Source organism: Methylorubrum populi, from assembly GCF_002355515.1.
In the GTDB taxonomy this organism is placed as follows: Bacteria; Pseudomonadota; Alphaproteobacteria; order Rhizobiales; family Beijerinckiaceae; genus Methylobacterium; species Methylobacterium populi_A.
The window spans coordinates 627,256-642,500 of the sequence record NZ_AP014809.1 but is presented as its reverse complement, the minus strand read 5'-3'; the positions used below and the strand labels follow the sequence as shown (position 1 = coordinate 642,500).

Sequence of the window (15,245 nt, the reverse complement as noted above, 5' to 3'; positions counted from 1 at the left end):
GGCGCACCCCAAGGGGCCGCCGATCGCCAACACCGGCGCGGGGTGGAGCAGCCCGGTAGCTCGTCAGGCTCATAACCTGAAGGTCGCTGGTTCAAATCCAGCCCCCGCAACCAAACACACACACACACCACACCACCACGGAACACGACAGCCCGCCGGCACATGCCCGCGGGCTTCTTGCTGTCTGGTCTCAAGCTAAAAAGCCGGCGCGTGTGCGAGACGGTGAGAGGAACCTCGCGACCGACAGGGGAGGGGACCCGCCGCTTGCTGCAAGGCGAACGCGCCTTCGCGCGATCGGACGATGCCGAAGCGTCGGCCTGCGGTCGCCGGAGATCCAAGTCTCCGGCGAGGCACCCCCTACGGGAAGACGTGTCCGCCGACAATCCGCAGCCCGACTTCGCGGCCGGCGGCGAGGCGGGCGGTATCGGCGGCTTCCACCACCACGACCTTGGTGCCGGGCCGGTCGACTTCAATCCGCTGCCGACCTTGCGTCCGGTATGAGGAGCGCACCGTCCCGGTGAGATGCGCCTCGTGCGCCTCGGCGAACTGAAGCTGCCAGGGCCGCGCGTAGAGCTTGACCGGTCCGACCAGGCCGTTCGGGGCCGTGAGCGGTGTCGGCCGGCCGTTGACGAGAACCTGGCCGTTCTGCGCGATCGCCTCGACCTCGATCGTGTCGCCCAGAAACTTCAGCACCGTCGGCGAGACCGGATGCTCCTGCACCTCGTCCGGCGTACCGACCTGCTCCAGGCGGCCGCGGTCCAGCACCGCAACCCGGTCGGAGAGTTCGAGCGCCTCGTCCTGGTCGTGAGTGACGAAGATCGTCGTCTGGCCGGTGCGGTCGTGGATCTCGCGCAGCCAACGGCGCAGATCCTTGCGCACTTGTGCGTCGAGTGCGCCGAACGGCTCGTCGAGCAGGAGGACGCGGGGCTCCACCGCGAGCGCGCGAGCCAGCGCGATACGCTGGCGCTGGCCGCCGGAGAGCTGGCTCGGATAGCGGTCGGCGAAGCCTGACAGCTTGATGAGGTCGAGCAGGTTGCCGACGCGGCGCTTGATCTCGGCCTTGTCCGGCCGCTCCGAGCGCTTCCGGGCGTTGAGCCCGTAGGCGATGTTCTGCGCCACCGTCATGTGCTTGAACAGTGCGTAGTGCTGGAACACGAAGCCGACCGCGCGCCGCTGCACCGGCACCTGCGTGGCGTCGTCGCCGCCGAAGATGATCCGGCCGCGATCGGGGAAGTCGAGCCCGGCGATGATGCGCAGCAGCGTGGTCTTGCCCGAGCCCGAGGGCCCGAGCAGCGCCAGCAGCTCGCCCGCCCGCACGTCGAGGGTGAAGTCGTGCAGCACCGCCGCCGTCTCGAAGGTCTTCGAGACGTCCTCGATGCGGATCGCCGTCGCCGTTCCGACGGGGTCAGTGGCGGCGTGCCCCCGCCGCGATGTCGTCGGCGTAGCGCCATTCAAGGACGGATTTGACGGCGAGGGTGACAAGAGCGAGCCCGGCAAGGAGAGAGGCGACGGCGAACGCGGCAACGAAGTTGTACTCATTGTAGAGAATCTCCACGTGCAGCGGCAGCGTGTTGGTGAGCCCGCGGATATGGCCGGAGACGACCGAGACCGCGCCGAACTCGCCCATCGCGCGGGCGTTGCAGAGCAGGACGCTGTAGAGCAGGCCCCAGCGGATATTGGGTAACGTCACCGTCCGGAAGGCGTGCCATCCGGAGGCCCCGAGCGTCAGCGCCGCCTCTTCCTCGGCCGTGCCCTGTTCCTGCATCAGCGGGATGAGCTGGCGGGCGACGAAGGGAAAGGTGACGAAGATCGTCGCGAGCACGATGCCGGGCACCGCGAAGATGATCTGGATGTCGTGCTCGACGAGGAAGGGGCCGAACAGCCCGCGCGAGCCGAAGACCAGCACGTAGATCAGCCCGGACACCACCGGCGAGACCGAGAACGGCAGGTCGATCAGCGTGACGAGCAGATTCTTGCCGCGGAACTCGAACTTGGCGATGGCCCAGGAGGCCGCGACGCCGAAGACGAGGTTGAACGGCACGGCGATCGCCGCGACGAGCAGGGTCAGCCGGATCGCCGCCTGAGCGTCGGGCTCGGCGAAGGCGGCGAGGTAGGCGCCCCAGCCCTTGGCGAGCGCCTGGGCGAACACCGTCAGCAGCGGCAGAACGAGGAACAGGCCGAGGAAGGTCAGCGCGACGGCGATCAGCAGCCAGCGCACGACCCGCCGCTCGGTGACGACGCTGGCCGGCGACCGCAGAGCCTCGTCCCGCGGCCCCGCGATGGGGGCCTGCGTCAGCGCCTCAGACATAGCCGAACCTCCGCCGGCTCCAGGCCTGGATCAGGTTGATCGCGAGCAGGGTGACGAAGGAGATCGCCAGCATGATCACGGCGATGGCGCTCGCGCCCGCGTAATCGAATTCCGAGAGCTTGATGACGATGAGCAGCGGCGCGATCTCGGAGACGTAGGGCAAGTTGCCGGCGATGAAGATGATCGAGCCGTACTCGCCGACGCCGCGGGCGAAGGCGAGGGCGAAGCCGGTCAGCACCGCCGGGATCAGCGGCGGCAGCACCACCCGCAGCAGCGTGGTGATCCGCGAGGCGCCGAGGATGGCGGAGGCTTCCTCCACCTCCTTGTCGATCTCGGCGATCAGCGGCTGCACCGTGCGCACGGCAAACGGCAGGCCGATGAACACCATGGCGATGAAGATGCCCACCGGCGTGTAGGCCGCCTCGATGCCGATCTTGGCGAGCTGCGCGCCGACCAGCCCGTTCGGCGCGTAGAGCGAGGCGAGCGCGATGCCCGCCACCGCCGTCGGCAGGGCGAAGGGCAGATCGACCACGGCGTCGGCGAGCTTACGGCCAGGGAAATCGTAGCGGGTCAGCACCCAGGCGACGATGCCGCCGAAGATCGAGGCCGTGAGCGCGGCGAGCAGCGACACGCCGAAGCTCACCCGCAACGCACTGAACACGCGCGGATCGGTGGCGACCTCCCAGATCCCGGCGAGGCCGAGGCCGGACGCCTTCACTACGAGGGCGGCGAGCGGCAGCAGCACGATCAGGCCGAGGCAGGTCAGCGTGTAGCCGAAGGTGATCCCGAAGCCGGGGATCACGCTCCGCTGGCGGAAGCGCCGCCGGGGTTTCACGGGCTCGACCATGCGGTCAGCGCCCGGCCCGGCTCAGTTGGTCGAACAGGCCGCCATTGTCGAAGTTCGCCTTCTGGATCTGGTCCCACGAGCCCTGCAGATCCTCGATCTTGAACAGTTTGATCTCGGGCAGCTGCGCCAGATCCTCGGGCTTGGCCGCCTCGCGCTTGATCGGACGATAATGGTGCTTGGCGAAGATCGCCTGCGCCTTGTCGCTGTAGAGGAACTGGAGATAGGCCTCGGCCTGCTTGCGGGTGCCCTTCTTCTCGACGTTGGCCTCGACGAGGGCGACCGGCGGCTCGGCATAGATCGAGGTCGGCGGCACGACGATGTCGAACTTGTCCTTGCCGAATTCCTCGAGCACGAGGAAGGCCTCATTCTCCCAGGTCGGCAGCACGTCGCCGAGGCCGCGCTGGGCGAAGGTCACGGTCGAGCCGCGGGCGCCGGTGTCGAGCACCGGCACGTTCTTGTAGAGCGAGCCGACGAAGGCGTTGGCCTTCTCCTTGTCCCGGCCGTCGCGCTCATAGGCGTAACCCCAGGCGGCGAGAAAGTTCCAGCGCCCGCCGGCCGAGGTCTTCGGGTTCGGGGTAATGACCTTCACGTCGGGCTTGGCGAGGTCGTCCCAGTCCTTCACGCCCTTCGGGTTGCCCTTGCGGACGAGGAACACGACGGTCGAGGTGTAGGGCAGGCCCTCGTTCGGCAGCTTGGTGCGCCAGTCCGCCGGGATCTTCTTCGAGAGGTTGGCGATGGCGTCGATGTCGGAGGGGATGCCGAGGGTCACGACATCCGCGGGGATGCCGTCGATGACCGTGCGGGCCTGCGCGCCGGAACCGCCATGGGCGGCGCGCACGGTGATCGTCTCACCGGACTTGGCCTTCCACTCCTCGGAAAACGCCGCGTTGATCTCGCGGTAGAGTTCGCGCGTCGGATCGTAGGAGACGTTGAGGATCTCGGTCTGCGAGAAGGCGCTGCCGGCAGAGACGAGGCAGGCTGCCATAGCGAGACCGAAAAGGGCCGTGCGCCGACGAGGTGCCGCACCAAGTCTGATCGGATGTCCGTCGAACACGTCGTCTCGCCTCCACATCACGGGGCCTCGCCCGTCCATGGCAAGGTGGTGTTCTTTTTAAAGAACGATGTCAAGGCGAGGCCGGAGTCGGCGTAGCAGCTAAAGCTCCCAGAGAATCAAACATTTCGAGTGTGTTTACAACATTCTTCTTCGACGGAGCGGTGGTGTGGAACGAATGTCTCCGATCTTCCTGTTCTATAGAAAGAACGTTTCGTGCAGAGATCCGGATCCAAAAGACCGGGTCGATGCCTCAAGCCGAGACCCATTCGACGGCGAGCCAGACGCCGTGGGCGACAATGAGCCACCAAGTCAGGGTCACGGCCAGGGCGCCGAGCAGGCCGAGGACGGCGAAGCGGCGCCGGATCGGGCGCAGCAGGATTTCGAGAGTGCTGTTCATCGAAGGCCTCTACAGATTCCGCCAGCGCTCCGGCTCGGACGCCCCACCTCTCCGGCGCTTCGACCGTGGCGGCGTGCCATCTCGAAACGTTCGGTGATGCCACGGACGGTCCCGGCCCGATGGTGGCAAGCGACAGGCCAAGGTTGTGGCCGCGCGTTCCGCTCGGCCTTTCGCTCCGCCGCGAGATCGGCCGAGCGGGCTTCGAATTTGCAGTGATACCGGGGAGCGTCCCGATTTCGGACGATCTGCTTTGCCCTTGTGAAAGCTTTTGGAAATGTCGCTGCCGACCCTCGCGGAGAACGTCTCAGGCCATGATGCGCGACCGATCCTGTTCGGACTGTTCGCCGACGGATCCGGCGAGACACGCTTTCTCGGCCTTGATGGTGCGCCGTTCGGCGACCTTCGTGCCCGGTCCGAGCGGCCGCGCTTCTCACCCTCCGGCGATTGGTACGGTCGCTGGGCGGTGCAGCCCCTGCACGGCATCCTGACGCCGCGCACGGATCCGGAGGATCGCGGCGTGTGTCCGGAGGACATCGTGGTCCTCCGGCCACGGCACCACGTCCGGCGGTCCTGAGACAGTCGCGCGGCGGCGGATCGGCGAGCCGGGCCGTCGGCGCTATGCCCCGCGGGCCGCATCCCTTAAGCTCGCGCCATGGACAACCACGAGCTACGCGAATCGCGGGCCGCCCTCATCCTGATGGCCGTTGCGGTGCTTGCCGTGCTGCTATTCGGGGCCGTGACGCTGATCGTGCAGGCGGCGGGATGAGCCCGGGGGGCGCCTCGGTGGCGCGCCGCCTAGTCCGACAAGGCCCTTAGCTGCCGGTCGAGCGCCTCCAGAGCGCGGGCCTTGTCCGGCTCGGGCTCGGGGCCGCTGACATAGGCGAGCGTCACCCGGGCGATGCGCAGTGCGGTCGCGAGATCGCGGCCTTCACGCTGCGCCTGCTCGATCACGGCGGCGACGTCCGCCATGACCTGGGCGTTTCCCTCATATCCCCGCATCATCCCAGGGTCTTCAATGTCCGGGCCGCGATCCGTGCGGCACCGCTTTTCCTAACATTTCCGTCCGGTTGATGAAACGCACGGGCCGTCGGCCCTGTGCACCGGCCTTCGGCGCGAGCATAGTCCAGGCTCGACGAACCGGAGCACGGGCGCATGGGCGAGGAGCAAGCGACCGGCCACGCCGTATTCGACGTCGCCGAGAGTGTCCGCCGCCTTCCCGAGACGGCGACTACAATGGTTGCCGATCACCGCTTCACCGACGACGAGACGGCCAGCGCCCGCGTCTTCCGGGTCTACCGGCCGACGCCCCCGCACTATCACACGGGCTGCGACGAGTATCTCTACGCCCTCTCCGGCCGCTGCCGGATGCAGTTCGGCGATGCGCCGCCGGTCGAGGTCGGGCCAGGCATGCTGGTGTTCTTCAAGCGCGGCGTGGTGCATTCGGTGCCGGAGATCCTGGAGGAGCCGGTGGTGTTCCTCTCCGTCGACACGCCGCGGCGGGAGCCGCGCGACATCCAGTTCGTGGACGCCGGCACGGGCACGCCGGACCGCTTCATGCGGCAGACGGATTGAGCCTCACAGCACGTCGCTGCCCACCGGCGCGGCGGGTCGTGCCGTTCCCGCGGTTTCGGCGGCGCTCTGGAACAGGCGCTCGCTGGTCAGCTTCAGGAAATAGAAGCCGAATTCCGGGTTCTGGTAGTAGAGCTGCTTGACCTCGGAATAGGATAGGCAGCGCGCGGAGCCCGCCTCCACGCAGGCGAGCGACCCGGTCCGGCGATTGCCCGGCGAGAGCATGCCGAGCTCGCCGACGATCTGGCCCGGCCGCACGTCGAGTCCGTGCTCGGCGATTCGGAAGCGTCCGCTCTCGATCAGGTACATCTCGTGGGCCGGATCGTCTTTGAGGAACAGCACCTCGCCGGCGCGGAAGCGGCGCGAGGTCCCGAAGGATTTCAGCCAGTCCAGGGAGAGGTCGCCCGAGGCCGCCTTCTCCGTGTCGCGTACGAGGCGGATCATCTCGTAGAGGCGCCAGGCATTGAAGGGGATCTGGATCGCCTCTGTGAGCATCACCGGGACGCTGCCGATCAGGAAGCCGTAGGTGATGACGGCGCAACTCGCGCACAGGGCCACGATGCGCAGCGGGATCATCGTGCCCATCGCCGTGGAGGCGACGGTGAGTGCCGTCCCGAGATAGCCGATCGCCTCGACCCAGTTCATGGTGATGCCCCCGCTTGCGGCCGGCCTTCGCTCCGGCGGACGCTTGTGCGCGCCTATCGCTTCGGCGGTTCGCCCATCCGGGCGAGGGATGCAAGGGGATGCGGCAGGATCCCGGTGCGGCCGCGCTCACCCGCTCGCGCGTCGATCCGAGCGGTCGGAGGCATCGGCGAGGGTGGCGGCAAGAGGGGCAGCAAGCGTGTCGGCAACGCGGTCTGCCGCCCGCAGCCCTTCCTCATAGGCGCCGCCCGCGGTTCCCCACTGCGCACGGGAGTTGGCCTCGCCCGCGAACCAGATTCGCTCGCCCACCGGCTCTTGAAGCGTCGTCCGAGCCGCTGCGTGACCGGGAGGAACCACGGCCCAGGATCCCCGGGACCAGGGATCGTGTCGCCACGCGGTGACCGCCGGGATCGCGAGGTCACGAAGGGTACCGCGACCGAAATGCTCGTCCAGCACCGCGCGGGCGAGGCGCCGCGCCCCGTCGGCACCGGTCCCGGTCGCGTCGAGCGCGCGGGCGAAGGCCGTATCCAGTTCGAAGTAATGAAACGGCGTAGCGTCGATCCGGGTCAACATCCCCGGCGGTTTGTGGCGTCCTCCGACCACGCTGGCGAGTCGGTCGCGGCCGCGAAAAGGGGCGGAGGGCCAGTGCAGGACGACGTGCTCGTAGATTCCCGCAAGGAAGCCGTCGATGGCGTCGCGCGGGCGCCCGGGAAGGGGCGGATCGAAGCGGAACGCCGCCTGGAGCACGGGAACCGGAATGGTCACGATGGCGGCCCGCGCCGCGATCCGCCCTCCATCGGCGAGCCGCACCCGCACGCCCGGCCCTGACCAGTCGAGGCCGCTCACCGGGCAGCCGAGGCGGATCGGCAAGCCGATCGCCAGTCGCGACAGATAGGCGCCGTAGCCGCCCGCGATAAAGAAGTTGTCGCCGTATTCCAGGCTCGGCCAGTCGTGGAGCGAAACCTCGTCGAGCGGCCGGCCTGAGACCAGGCCATGAACGAGGGCGATGCGCTCACCCCAGGGCCCGAGATGGCGGGGCAGGGCGCGGCCGGCCGGTCCGTCCTCGCTGCGGCCGGCCGCCCGCGTGATCGCCCGGTCGGCGACGTCGAAGGCACGGGAGAAGGCAGCCTCCTCGTCCGGCCGCCCGCGACGCTGTCCGATCCAGAGGTGCTCGTGCTGCGCGGCGCGGCGCAGCGGCTCGCCGCGGAGCTTGCCAAGAGCGACAAGGGGATTGATCGGGCCGGCATGCAGCCAGTGCGCGCCGAGATCGACCGCATGACCGCGCAGCTGTGTCGTCACCGCCCGTCCACCGACCCGGTCGCGGGCTTCGAGAACCGCGACGGACAGGCCGCGCTCGATCAGCCGGCGGGCCGAAGCGATGCCGGCGGCACCCGCGCCGATCACGATCACGTCGGGCGAGGCGGGCAGCGGCGCGACTCGCGGCATGACGGTCGAACGGAAGCGGGCGTGCTCGGGGACGAAGAGCATGGTCTCGACGCGGATCCAGGAGAGGGGCGGCCCTCATGTCGTCCGCAAGCCCGGCCGCGGCAAGCACCCGCGCCCGCAGGCGCCGATCACCGGGCCGGTGCGGCGCCGTTTGGATCCAGCACCTCGACCGTGCCGGACCGGTCGCCGCCGGGCCGCGGGCTCCCGGTCAGGGTGTAGATGCGGCCCTTGTAGGTCACGGCGCCGAAGCCGTGGCGCGCCGTGGGAAGCCGCGCCAGCGCGCGCCAGAGATTGGCCGGCAGATCGAAGGCCTCGACCTCGTCGTAGGTCCTGCGGTTCGACTCCCCGCCGATGACGAACACTTCGCGGCCGAGTACCGCCGAGGCGACGCCGCTGCGGGCGGTCGGCAGGGGAGCGGCCTCGCTCCAGGCGTCACGCTCGGGATCGTAGACCTGATTGGCCGAGAGGTTCTTGCCGGAATCGCCGTCGATCCGGCCTCCGCTGGCGACGATGCGGCCCTCCACCGTCTGCACCGCGAGATGGTCGCGCGGCGTCGGCAGGTCAGCGGCCTTGCTCCAGGTATCGCCGGCCGGATCGTAGACTTCGTGGGTGCGCACGTTGCCGCGACCCGATCCGCTGCCGCCGACGACGTGGATCTTGTCGTTGATCAAGGCCGCTCCGCCCGCGGCCCGCGGGGTCGGCATCGGCGCCCGGGGCTGCCAGGCGTTCAATTTCGGATCGTAGGCCCAGACCTTGTCGCTGGCCTCCCAGCCGTTGACGTAGCCGCCGAAGACGTAGATCCGGCCGCCCTTCTCCGCCGCCATGGTGTGGTGGACGGGATAGGGGAACGGCGCGCCCTTGCTCCAGGAATCGGCCGCGAGATCGTAGATCAGGAGTTCGGTCGCGCCGTTGTAGTCGCCGATGACGTAGGCCTTGCCGTCGAGCGCCGCGACCGCCACCTCGGAGCGCTCCGCCGGCGCGGAGCTGGCGCCGGCCCAGGCCCCGACCTCATGGGCGGCGGCGGGCGCGACGGCGAGCAGGGCGGCGAGGAGAGAGAGACCGGGGAAAAGCGGGCGTGCCATGCGCGAGGCTCCGGCAGAACGTGTCGGCGGGGCAACGCGTCAATTGCTCTCAAGAGCCCACCTTCGTCAGGATTCTCTCCGAAGCGACACTTGCGCGGCGGGAGCAGGGCGGCGAAAACCCGGCCCGGGCGGGTGCAGATCATCGGAAGGACTGAAGGGCACGATGCTCATCAAGGCCGCTGCCGCAGCCCTGCGGCAGGTATTCTCGCCCGCCCTGCGCGGTATCCTGTTCAAGTCGCTGGCGCTCACCATCGGGCTGCTGGTGGTCGCCTGGTTCGGTCTGACACGCCTGATCCAGGCGTTCCAGGCCAGCCACCACATTTCGGCCGATTACCCGTTCTTCGACACGCTCGCGTTCTTCCTGGCCGGCGCCGGGCTGTTCGTGGCGCTGGCCTATATCATGCCAGCGGTCTCGATCCTCGTGGCCGGATTCTTCCTCGACGACGTCGCCGAGGTGGTCGAGCGCAGCGACTTCCCCGCCGACGCGCCGGGGCGCGCCTTGCCCTGGGGTCAGGCGCTCGGCTCGGCTCTGCGCTTTGCGGGCCTTGCCCTGATCGTGAACCTCGTCGCGCTGATCCTCGTCTTCGTCCCGGGTGTGAACCTCTTCGCCTTCTTCGGCGCCAACGCCTACCTGCTCGGACGCGAGTATTTCGAACTCGCCGCCGGCCGGTTCCGACCCCTGCCTGAAGCGCGGGCGATGCGCGAGCATTACGGGTTCACGGTGATCGCCGCCGGCTGCCTGCTCGCCGGCCTGATGATCGTGCCGGTGGTCAACCTCGTCACGCCGCTTTTCGGCGTCGCTCTGATGGTCCACCTGCACAAGGGTCTCGAACGCAGGGCTCTGCCCGGCCCGACGGGGGCCGACGCGCGCCTTCCGAACCGGCGCTGAGCTGCGCCGAGACCTTCGCAGCATCGCAACGATCCGAGGCCGGGCATCTGTCCCGTCGAGCCGCGTCCGTTCCGGGGCGCGGCCCCGTTCCGCGCGCCGATACAACAGCCTGTTGGTGAGCGTAACGAGAGGCAAGTTGCGCTTCGAATTTAATCCCTGACGGTGCGTGTGCCTCGGCACGTCATGCTGGGGTCCATTCGATTATATCAGTAAAACCAGAGGAGAAAAGCGCTCTTCCTACGGGATTAGCCGAAAGATCGAGAGTGAACAGCAGATGAAGACTCGCATTTCTACCGCCATCCCGGCCGCCATTGCCGCCGTCATCATCGGCGTTGCTGCGCCGGCCTCATCCGCTATGGCATTCGATTACCGTCACGATCGGACCGTGCCCCGTGATGTGACGGTCACGGGTTCCCTCGGTGTTCACGACAGCCCGAAGCATACGGGCTGCCCGATGAGCTCGGCGGCTGAAGGAAACGCCAACCAACAGAACTTCCCGGTCAAGCAGTACGGCCAGACGTCGGGCGGCTACCGTTGCTGACGCACGGATGAACCAAAATGAATGGCGTGACGCGCAGAAGCGTCATGATATTGTGCAAAGTCCGATATCGCGCGGAATTTTATCGATAATCGGACCTTGATTAGCCTCACATCTTCGCGATTTGGGTCGATCTTATTTGGTTCGGCCCATTTTTCTATCCCTCTTGATGGAATGGTCGGGCGCTTCCGTCGTTGATGGAGGTGCCGGATCCTTCCGGCCTCGTTCCTGTCCCTCGTCCTGCCCGGCCCGTCGGCCAGCCCGCCGCGCCTGCGGAGTCGCTGTGCCCGGGTGGGACTTACCGATTGCAAGGAGTTGACCGCGCATGCAGCTGAAGCCCGTGTCTTACGCCATGATTGCCGTGTTCGCTGGCGGCCTCGTGATGACCGTCGTGGGGACGATGAACGTCCTGCTCGGCGGGATGTAAGGGGCGGTCAGGCGTCCGGCCGGCGCCGCCGCGGGGCGGTATTCCGGTCGAGGCGCAGCAGCAGGGCGACGGGAATCAGACCCGTCATCACGATCAACAACGCGCTCGCGGCACCGTCCTCATAGGTGCCGCGGGCGGCCTCGCCGTAGAGGTGGGTGCTCAGGGTCTCGACGTTGAGCGGGCGCAGGAGCAGCGTCACCGGCAGCTCCTTCGCCATGTCCACGAAGGCGAGCAGGGCCCCGCTCAGAACGGCCGGCCATGCGAGCGGGATCTGCACGGTGAGCAACGTGCCGAAGCGCCCGCGTCCCAGAACCCGCGCCGCGTCGGGAAGGGTCGAGGGAATGCGGGCGAGTCCTGCCTCCGTCGCGCCGACCGAGATGGTCAGGAAGCGGAGCGTGTAGGCGATCACCAGTGCCGCGCCCGTTCCGAGGCCGACGGCCGGTGCCCAGCCGAGCCCGGCATGCGCCAAATTGGCCAAGCCGTGATCGAGCAGGGCGAGCGGTGCGAGGAGCCCGACGGCCAGCACCGTACCGGGCATCGCGTAGCCGAGGCCGGCGGCGCGGATCAGCGTCGAGCCGCTTCGACGTCCGAGGAGATGCGGGGAGGCGGCGACCAGCAGCCCGACCGCGACCGTCATCAGAGTGGCGATGCTCGCGTAGAACACGGTGTTGAGGGCCTGCGCGGCCAGCGTCTCCGGCAGCCCCGTTTCCTGCAGGCGCTGCCAAGCCGCCGATAAGAGATAGCCCGCCGGCAGGCCGAAACCGAGGAGCACCGGGGTAAGGCCGAGGGCGAGCGCCAGGCCTGCCCGCCAGCCGGAGAGCGGTCGACGCGCGGTCGGCCGGTCGCGATGACCCGAACCTGCATAGCTTCTCCCGCCGCGAGCCAGCCGTTCGAGCGCGACGAGACCGACGACACCGGCGAGCATCACCAGGGCGATCTGCGCGGCGCCGGCCAAGTCGGAGCGGTTCACCCAGGTTGCGTAGACCTGCACCGTGAGCGTGCGAACTCCCAGAAATTCGGCCGCGCCGACATCGTTCAGGGCCTCCATCAGCGCGAGTCCGGTGCCGAGAGCGATGGCCGGGCGGGCCAGCGGCAGCGCCACCCGGAAGAACGTCCGCGCCGGCCCGGCTCCGAGCATGCGCGCGGCCTCAAGCAGCGTCCCCGCCCGCATCAGGAACAGCGCCCGCGTCGGCAGGTAGACGTAGGGGTAGAGGACGAAGCCGAGAAGGAGAACGCAACCGGGCAGGGAGCGCAGATCGGGGAGGGAGAGGTCGCGCGGGCTGCGCAGGCCGAGCGCAGCCCGCAGGCCCGTCTGCACCGGACCGAGCGGGTGCATCAGGTCGAGATAGGCGTAGGCCACCACGTAGGTGGGAACCGCGAGCGGCAGCAGGAGGGCCGCGTCGAGGATTCGGCGGCCGGGAAAGGCGAAGGCCGAAACCAGCCACGCCGTTGCGGTGCCGAGCGCGATCACCAGGAATCCCACGCCTGCGAGCAGCAGGCCGGTATCGCGGATCGCCTGCGGCAGGACGTAGGCCGCGAGATGGGGCCACAACTCGCCGGACCCGTCGGCCGCCGCGACGGCGAGCGAGAGGACCGGCGCCAGGAGGACGGCGGCCAGCATCGCCGACGCCGCATAGAGGAGTCCGCGCGCGGGCGTCATCGATGATCCTGTGATCCGTTCCCTCGGTATCCCGTCCGCCGGCCGCGCCGGGCGCGGACCGTGCTCTTCGAGAGCGGTCAGTTGTCGAAGCCGACCTTGTCCGCGAGCAGACTCGCCGCCTTGCGGTTGCGGGCGATCTCGACGAGCGGCGTCGTGTCGAAGGTGAGCGGGCCGAGCGCCTGCAGCATCGGATCGACGGCGACGCCGGATTTGACCGGATACTCGAAGTCGGCCTTGGCGTAGAGCGCCTGCGCCTCGTCGGAGACGAGGTATTCGAGGAGCTTGACCGCTTCCTCGCGATGCGGCGCGTGCTTGGCGACGAGGGCGCCCGACACGTTCACGTGGGTACCGCCACCCTCGAACGTCGGCAGCACGACCTTGATTGCCTCGCCCCATTTCTGCTGGTCCGGCCCGCCGCGGCCCGAGCGCATCAGCCCGACATAGTACGAGTTGGCCAGCCCGATCTCGCAGAGGTCGGCGGCGATGTCGCGCGCCACGTCCCGGTCGCCCCCGGCCGCCTTGCGGGCGAGGTTGGCCTTGACGCCGCGCAGCCAGCTCTCCGTCTTCTCCGCGCCGTGGCGCACGAGGAAGGCCGCGATGAGGGCGGTGTTGTAGGGGTGCTGGCCCGACCGGAGGCAGATCTTGCCCCGCCATGTCGGATCGGCGAGCGATTCGTAGGTCGCGCTGTTCAGCTCGGCGAGCGCCTTGTCGGCGTAGAGCACGCGGGCGCGCATGGAGAGGGCGAACCAGCGCCCGTCCCCGTCGCGCAGCGGCGCCGGAACCGCCGCTTCGAGGACGGGGGACCGGACCGGCTGGGCGAGGTCGCGGTCGACCAGCTCGATCAGGTTGCCGATATCGACGGTCATCACCACGTCGGCGTTGCTGCGGGCGCCTTCCGCCGCGACGCGCTCCGCCAGGCCCTTCTCGACGAACACGGTGTTGACCGTGACGCCGCTCTTGGCCGTGTAGGCATCGAGGAGGGGCCGGATCAGGCCCGGCTCACGGGTCGTGTAGAGGTTGACCTCGGCGCTCTCGGCTTGCCCGGTCAGAGCAAAGGCGAGGCTCAATCCCATGAAATAACCGAGGCGCCGCAGCCGCAACATTCTATTCCCCCGAACATCGTTGATGCTCGTCGGGTGTTATAGGCGGTCAGGTGAGCCGACAAGCCGGATGATTTATAGTTATTCCAGATAAAATCAGTTCATCAAACGTGTCCGGTTCCGGGAAAAACCAGGACGCCTGCTTCCACGAGCGTCAGCTCGACGCTGTCATCCGCAATCTCATCCGGTGCCGCGGTGAGACGCAGCGGTGCGTCGAGACCCGGGACCTCGATGTCGATGCGGCTGCGCGCGCCGGCAAAGCTGCGGCGCAGGATCCGGCCCTGCACACCCTCGCCCCGCGATACGATGCGGATCGCTTCGGGCCGAAGGCAAACCTGCACGGGCCCGTCCGGGGCGGCGGAGGGTAAAGGAATCGCTCCCAGCGGCGTCGTCAGCCGCCCGTCGGCGGCGTGGCCTGCCACCATCACGACGTCGCCGAGCGCCCGCGCGGCGAAGGGGCTTACGGGCGCGCGATACAGGACCTCGGCGGTGTCGCACTGGATCAATCGACCCTTCCGCATCAGGGCGATGCGGTCGGCGAACTCTACGGCCTCGGCGGCGTCGTGGGTCACGAGGATGGCGCTGATGCCGTCCTGGCGCAGGACGGCGAGCGTGTCGGCACGAACCCGCTCCCGGGTGCCGGCATCGAGATTCGAGAACGGTTCGTCGAGGAGCAGCACACGGGGGCGCGGCGCGAGCGCCCGCGCTAGCGCCACCCGCTGCGCCTCGCCGCCGGAAAGCGTCGCCGGATAGCTCGCCTCACGACCCGCGAGCCCGACCTCGGCCAGGCGCTCCCGCGCCACGGCCTTCGCCTGCGCAGCCGACAGGTGGCTCAGGCCGAACCGGACATTGGCCAGCACGGTGAGGTGGGGGAACAGGGCGTAATCCTGGAACATCAGGCCAACGCAGCGGATGTCCGGCGGTTCGTCGCCGCCGACGCCCCTACTGCCACCCGCAACGCATCGACCGTCGATCCGGATCTCGCCGGCATCGGGGGAATCGAGCCCGGCGACCAATCGCAGAAGCGTGCTCTTCCCGCACCCGGAATCGCCCAGAACGGCGAGGATCTCACCGGGAGACAGGGACAGCGAAACCTCCTCGAGCGCCGGCGTGCGGCCGTAGCGCCGGCTCACACCGCGGATCTCGAGTCGGGCCGATGAGGACGCGGCCGGGGCGCCGTCCCGACCAGCGGCGGATTTGCGGCGAAGGAGCAAAGGCGGCGGATCCGACAAATGGGCCTGAACCCGGGCTTGAACCGGGCGGTGCGCCCGGCATTTCCTCTCCCT

General features: G+C 68.7%; 16 protein-coding genes and 1 tRNA gene. 5 read left to right on the top strand and 12 right to left on the bottom strand.

Annotation, left to right across the window (positions count from 1 at the left end; genetic code table 11):
* Positions 1-36: 36 nt before the first annotated feature.
* Positions 37-113: transfer RNA gene (locus tag MPPM_RS02885), tRNA-Met, on the top strand.
* A gap of 244 nt (positions 114-357) precedes the next feature.
* Here the strand turns inward: MPPM_RS02885 and MPPM_RS02880 are convergent.
* The 5 genes from MPPM_RS02880 to MPPM_RS28475 all read right to left on the bottom strand — a co-directional run bounded on the left by MPPM_RS02880 (position 358) and on the right by MPPM_RS28475 (position 4,606).
* Complete coding sequence (locus MPPM_RS02880; RefSeq protein WP_096487687.1) at positions 358-1,383, bottom strand: sulfate/molybdate ABC transporter ATP-binding protein; 1,026 nt, start codon at positions 1,381-1,383, stop codon at positions 358-360.
* 22 nt (positions 1,384-1,405) lie between these two features.
* On the bottom strand, positions 1,406-2,308 hold the full coding sequence (gene cysW, locus MPPM_RS02875; RefSeq protein WP_096483772.1) for a sulfate ABC transporter permease subunit CysW: 903 nt from the start codon (positions 2,306-2,308) through the stop codon (positions 1,406-1,408).
* Positions 2,301-3,155, bottom strand: a complete 855-nt coding sequence (cysT, locus tag MPPM_RS02870) for a sulfate ABC transporter permease subunit CysT (RefSeq protein WP_096483771.1) — start codon at positions 3,153-3,155, stop codon at positions 2,301-2,303. Before cysT ends, cysW begins: the two co-directional genes overlap by 8 nt.
* A gap of 4 nt (positions 3,156-3,159) precedes the next feature.
* Positions 3,160-4,227, bottom strand: coding sequence for a sulfate ABC transporter substrate-binding protein (locus tag MPPM_RS02865; RefSeq protein WP_096483769.1), 1,068 nt, complete (start codon positions 4,225-4,227; stop codon positions 3,160-3,162).
* Between the two features lie 232 nt (positions 4,228-4,459).
* Positions 4,460-4,606 carry a hypothetical protein gene (locus MPPM_RS28475; protein WP_173807869.1) on the bottom strand — a complete coding sequence of 49 codons (147 nt, stop codon included), beginning with the start codon at positions 4,604-4,606 and terminating at the stop codon, positions 4,460-4,462.
* A gap of 274 nt (positions 4,607-4,880) precedes the next feature.
* On the opposite strand from MPPM_RS28475, the gene MPPM_RS02860 reads away from it, so the two are divergent.
* A complete protein-coding gene (locus MPPM_RS02860; protein WP_096483767.1) occupies positions 4,881-5,180 on the top strand; it encodes a hypothetical protein in 300 nt (99 codons plus the stop codon).
* 221 nt (positions 5,181-5,401) lie between these two features.
* Here MPPM_RS02860 and MPPM_RS02855 read toward each other — a convergent pair whose 3' ends face one another.
* A complete protein-coding gene (locus MPPM_RS02855; RefSeq protein ID WP_244573453.1) occupies positions 5,402-5,608 on the bottom strand; it encodes a hypothetical protein in 207 nt (68 codons plus the stop codon).
* 150 nt (positions 5,609-5,758) lie between these two features.
* Between MPPM_RS02855 and MPPM_RS02850 the strand changes: the two genes are divergently transcribed.
* Positions 5,759-6,178, top strand: a complete 420-nt coding sequence (locus MPPM_RS02850; protein WP_096483766.1) for a cupin domain-containing protein — start codon at positions 5,759-5,761, stop codon at positions 6,176-6,178.
* Between the two features lie 3 nt (positions 6,179-6,181).
* Here MPPM_RS02850 and MPPM_RS02845 read toward each other — a convergent pair whose 3' ends face one another.
* From MPPM_RS02845 to MPPM_RS02835, 3 genes are all read right to left on the bottom strand, one after another.
* Positions 6,182-6,820, bottom strand: a complete 639-nt coding sequence (locus MPPM_RS02845; RefSeq protein ID WP_096483763.1) for a cyclic nucleotide-binding domain-containing protein — start codon at positions 6,818-6,820, stop codon at positions 6,182-6,184.
* 126 nt (positions 6,821-6,946) lie between these two features.
* Positions 6,947-8,305, bottom strand: a complete 1,359-nt coding sequence (locus MPPM_RS02840) for a flavin monoamine oxidase family protein (RefSeq protein ID WP_096483761.1) — start codon at positions 8,303-8,305, stop codon at positions 6,947-6,949.
* 86 nt (positions 8,306-8,391) lie between these two features.
* Positions 8,392-9,345 (bottom strand): Kelch repeat-containing protein, encoded by a 954-nt coding sequence (locus MPPM_RS02835; protein WP_096483759.1) that lies wholly within the window; start codon positions 9,343-9,345, stop codon positions 8,392-8,394.
* Between the two features lie 163 nt (positions 9,346-9,508).
* Here MPPM_RS02835 and MPPM_RS02830 point away from each other — a divergent pair, with 163 nt between their 5' ends.
* Positions 9,509-10,234, top strand: coding sequence for a sulfate transporter family protein (locus MPPM_RS02830; protein WP_096483757.1), 726 nt, complete (start codon positions 9,509-9,511; stop codon positions 10,232-10,234).
* A gap of 274 nt (positions 10,235-10,508) precedes the next feature.
* Positions 10,509-10,775, top strand: coding sequence for a hypothetical protein (locus tag MPPM_RS02825; protein WP_096483755.1), 267 nt, complete (start codon positions 10,509-10,511; stop codon positions 10,773-10,775).
* A 431-nt stretch (positions 10,776-11,206) separates the two neighbouring features.
* On the opposite strand, the gene MPPM_RS02820 is transcribed toward MPPM_RS02825, so the two are convergent.
* From MPPM_RS02820 to MPPM_RS02810, 3 genes are all read right to left on the bottom strand, one after another.
* Positions 11,207-12,859, bottom strand: coding sequence for an ABC transporter permease (locus MPPM_RS02820; RefSeq protein WP_096483753.1), 1,653 nt, complete (start codon positions 12,857-12,859; stop codon positions 11,207-11,209).
* Between the two features lie 77 nt (positions 12,860-12,936).
* Positions 12,937-13,962 (bottom strand): extracellular solute-binding protein, encoded by a 1,026-nt coding sequence (locus MPPM_RS02815; protein WP_096483751.1) that lies wholly within the window; start codon positions 13,960-13,962, stop codon positions 12,937-12,939.
* Positions 13,963-14,063: 101 nt separating this feature from the next.
* The gene (locus MPPM_RS02810) at positions 14,064-15,092 is read right to left on the bottom strand and encodes an ABC transporter ATP-binding protein (RefSeq protein ID WP_244573452.1); all 1,029 of its coding nucleotides are present in this window, start codon (positions 15,090-15,092) and stop codon (positions 14,064-14,066) included.
* Positions 15,093-15,245: the final 153 nt, after the last annotated feature.

Coding starts and splice junctions, on each gene's coding strand:
- cysW (WP_096483772.1), bottom strand. CDS start 2,308: ATGTCTGAGGCGCTGACGCAGGCCCCCATCGCGGGGCCGCGGGACGAG.
- cysT (WP_096483771.1), bottom strand. CDS start 3,155: ATGGTCGAGCCCGTGAAACCCCGGCGGCGCTTCCGCCAGCGGAGCGTG.
- MPPM_RS02865 (WP_096483769.1), bottom strand. CDS start 4,227: ATGTGGAGGCGAGACGACGTGTTCGACGGACATCCGATCAGACTTGGT.
- MPPM_RS28475 (WP_173807869.1), bottom strand. CDS start 4,606: ATGAACAGCACTCTCGAAATCCTGCTGCGCCCGATCCGGCGCCGCTTC.
- MPPM_RS02860 (WP_096483767.1), top strand. CDS start 4,881: ATGTCGCTGCCGACCCTCGCGGAGAACGTCTCAGGCCATGATGCGCGA.
- MPPM_RS02855 (WP_244573453.1), bottom strand. CDS start 5,608: ATGATGCGGGGATATGAGGGAAACGCCCAGGTCATGGCGGACGTCGCC.
- MPPM_RS02850 (WP_096483766.1), top strand. CDS start 5,759: ATGGGCGAGGAGCAAGCGACCGGCCACGCCGTATTCGACGTCGCCGAG.
- MPPM_RS02845 (WP_096483763.1), bottom strand. CDS start 6,820: ATGAACTGGGTCGAGGCGATCGGCTATCTCGGGACGGCACTCACCGTC.
- MPPM_RS02840 (WP_096483761.1), bottom strand. CDS start 8,305: ATGCTCTTCGTCCCCGAGCACGCCCGCTTCCGTTCGACCGTCATGCCG.
- MPPM_RS02835 (WP_096483759.1), bottom strand. CDS start 9,345: ATGGCACGCCCGCTTTTCCCCGGTCTCTCTCTCCTCGCCGCCCTGCTC.
- MPPM_RS02830 (WP_096483757.1), top strand. CDS start 9,509: ATGCTCATCAAGGCCGCTGCCGCAGCCCTGCGGCAGGTATTCTCGCCC.
- MPPM_RS02825 (WP_096483755.1), top strand. CDS start 10,509: ATGAAGACTCGCATTTCTACCGCCATCCCGGCCGCCATTGCCGCCGTC.
- MPPM_RS02820 (WP_096483753.1), bottom strand. CDS start 12,859: ATGACGCCCGCGCGCGGACTCCTCTATGCGGCGTCGGCGATGCTGGCC.
- MPPM_RS02815 (WP_096483751.1), bottom strand. CDS start 13,962: ATGTTGCGGCTGCGGCGCCTCGGTTATTTCATGGGATTGAGCCTCGCC.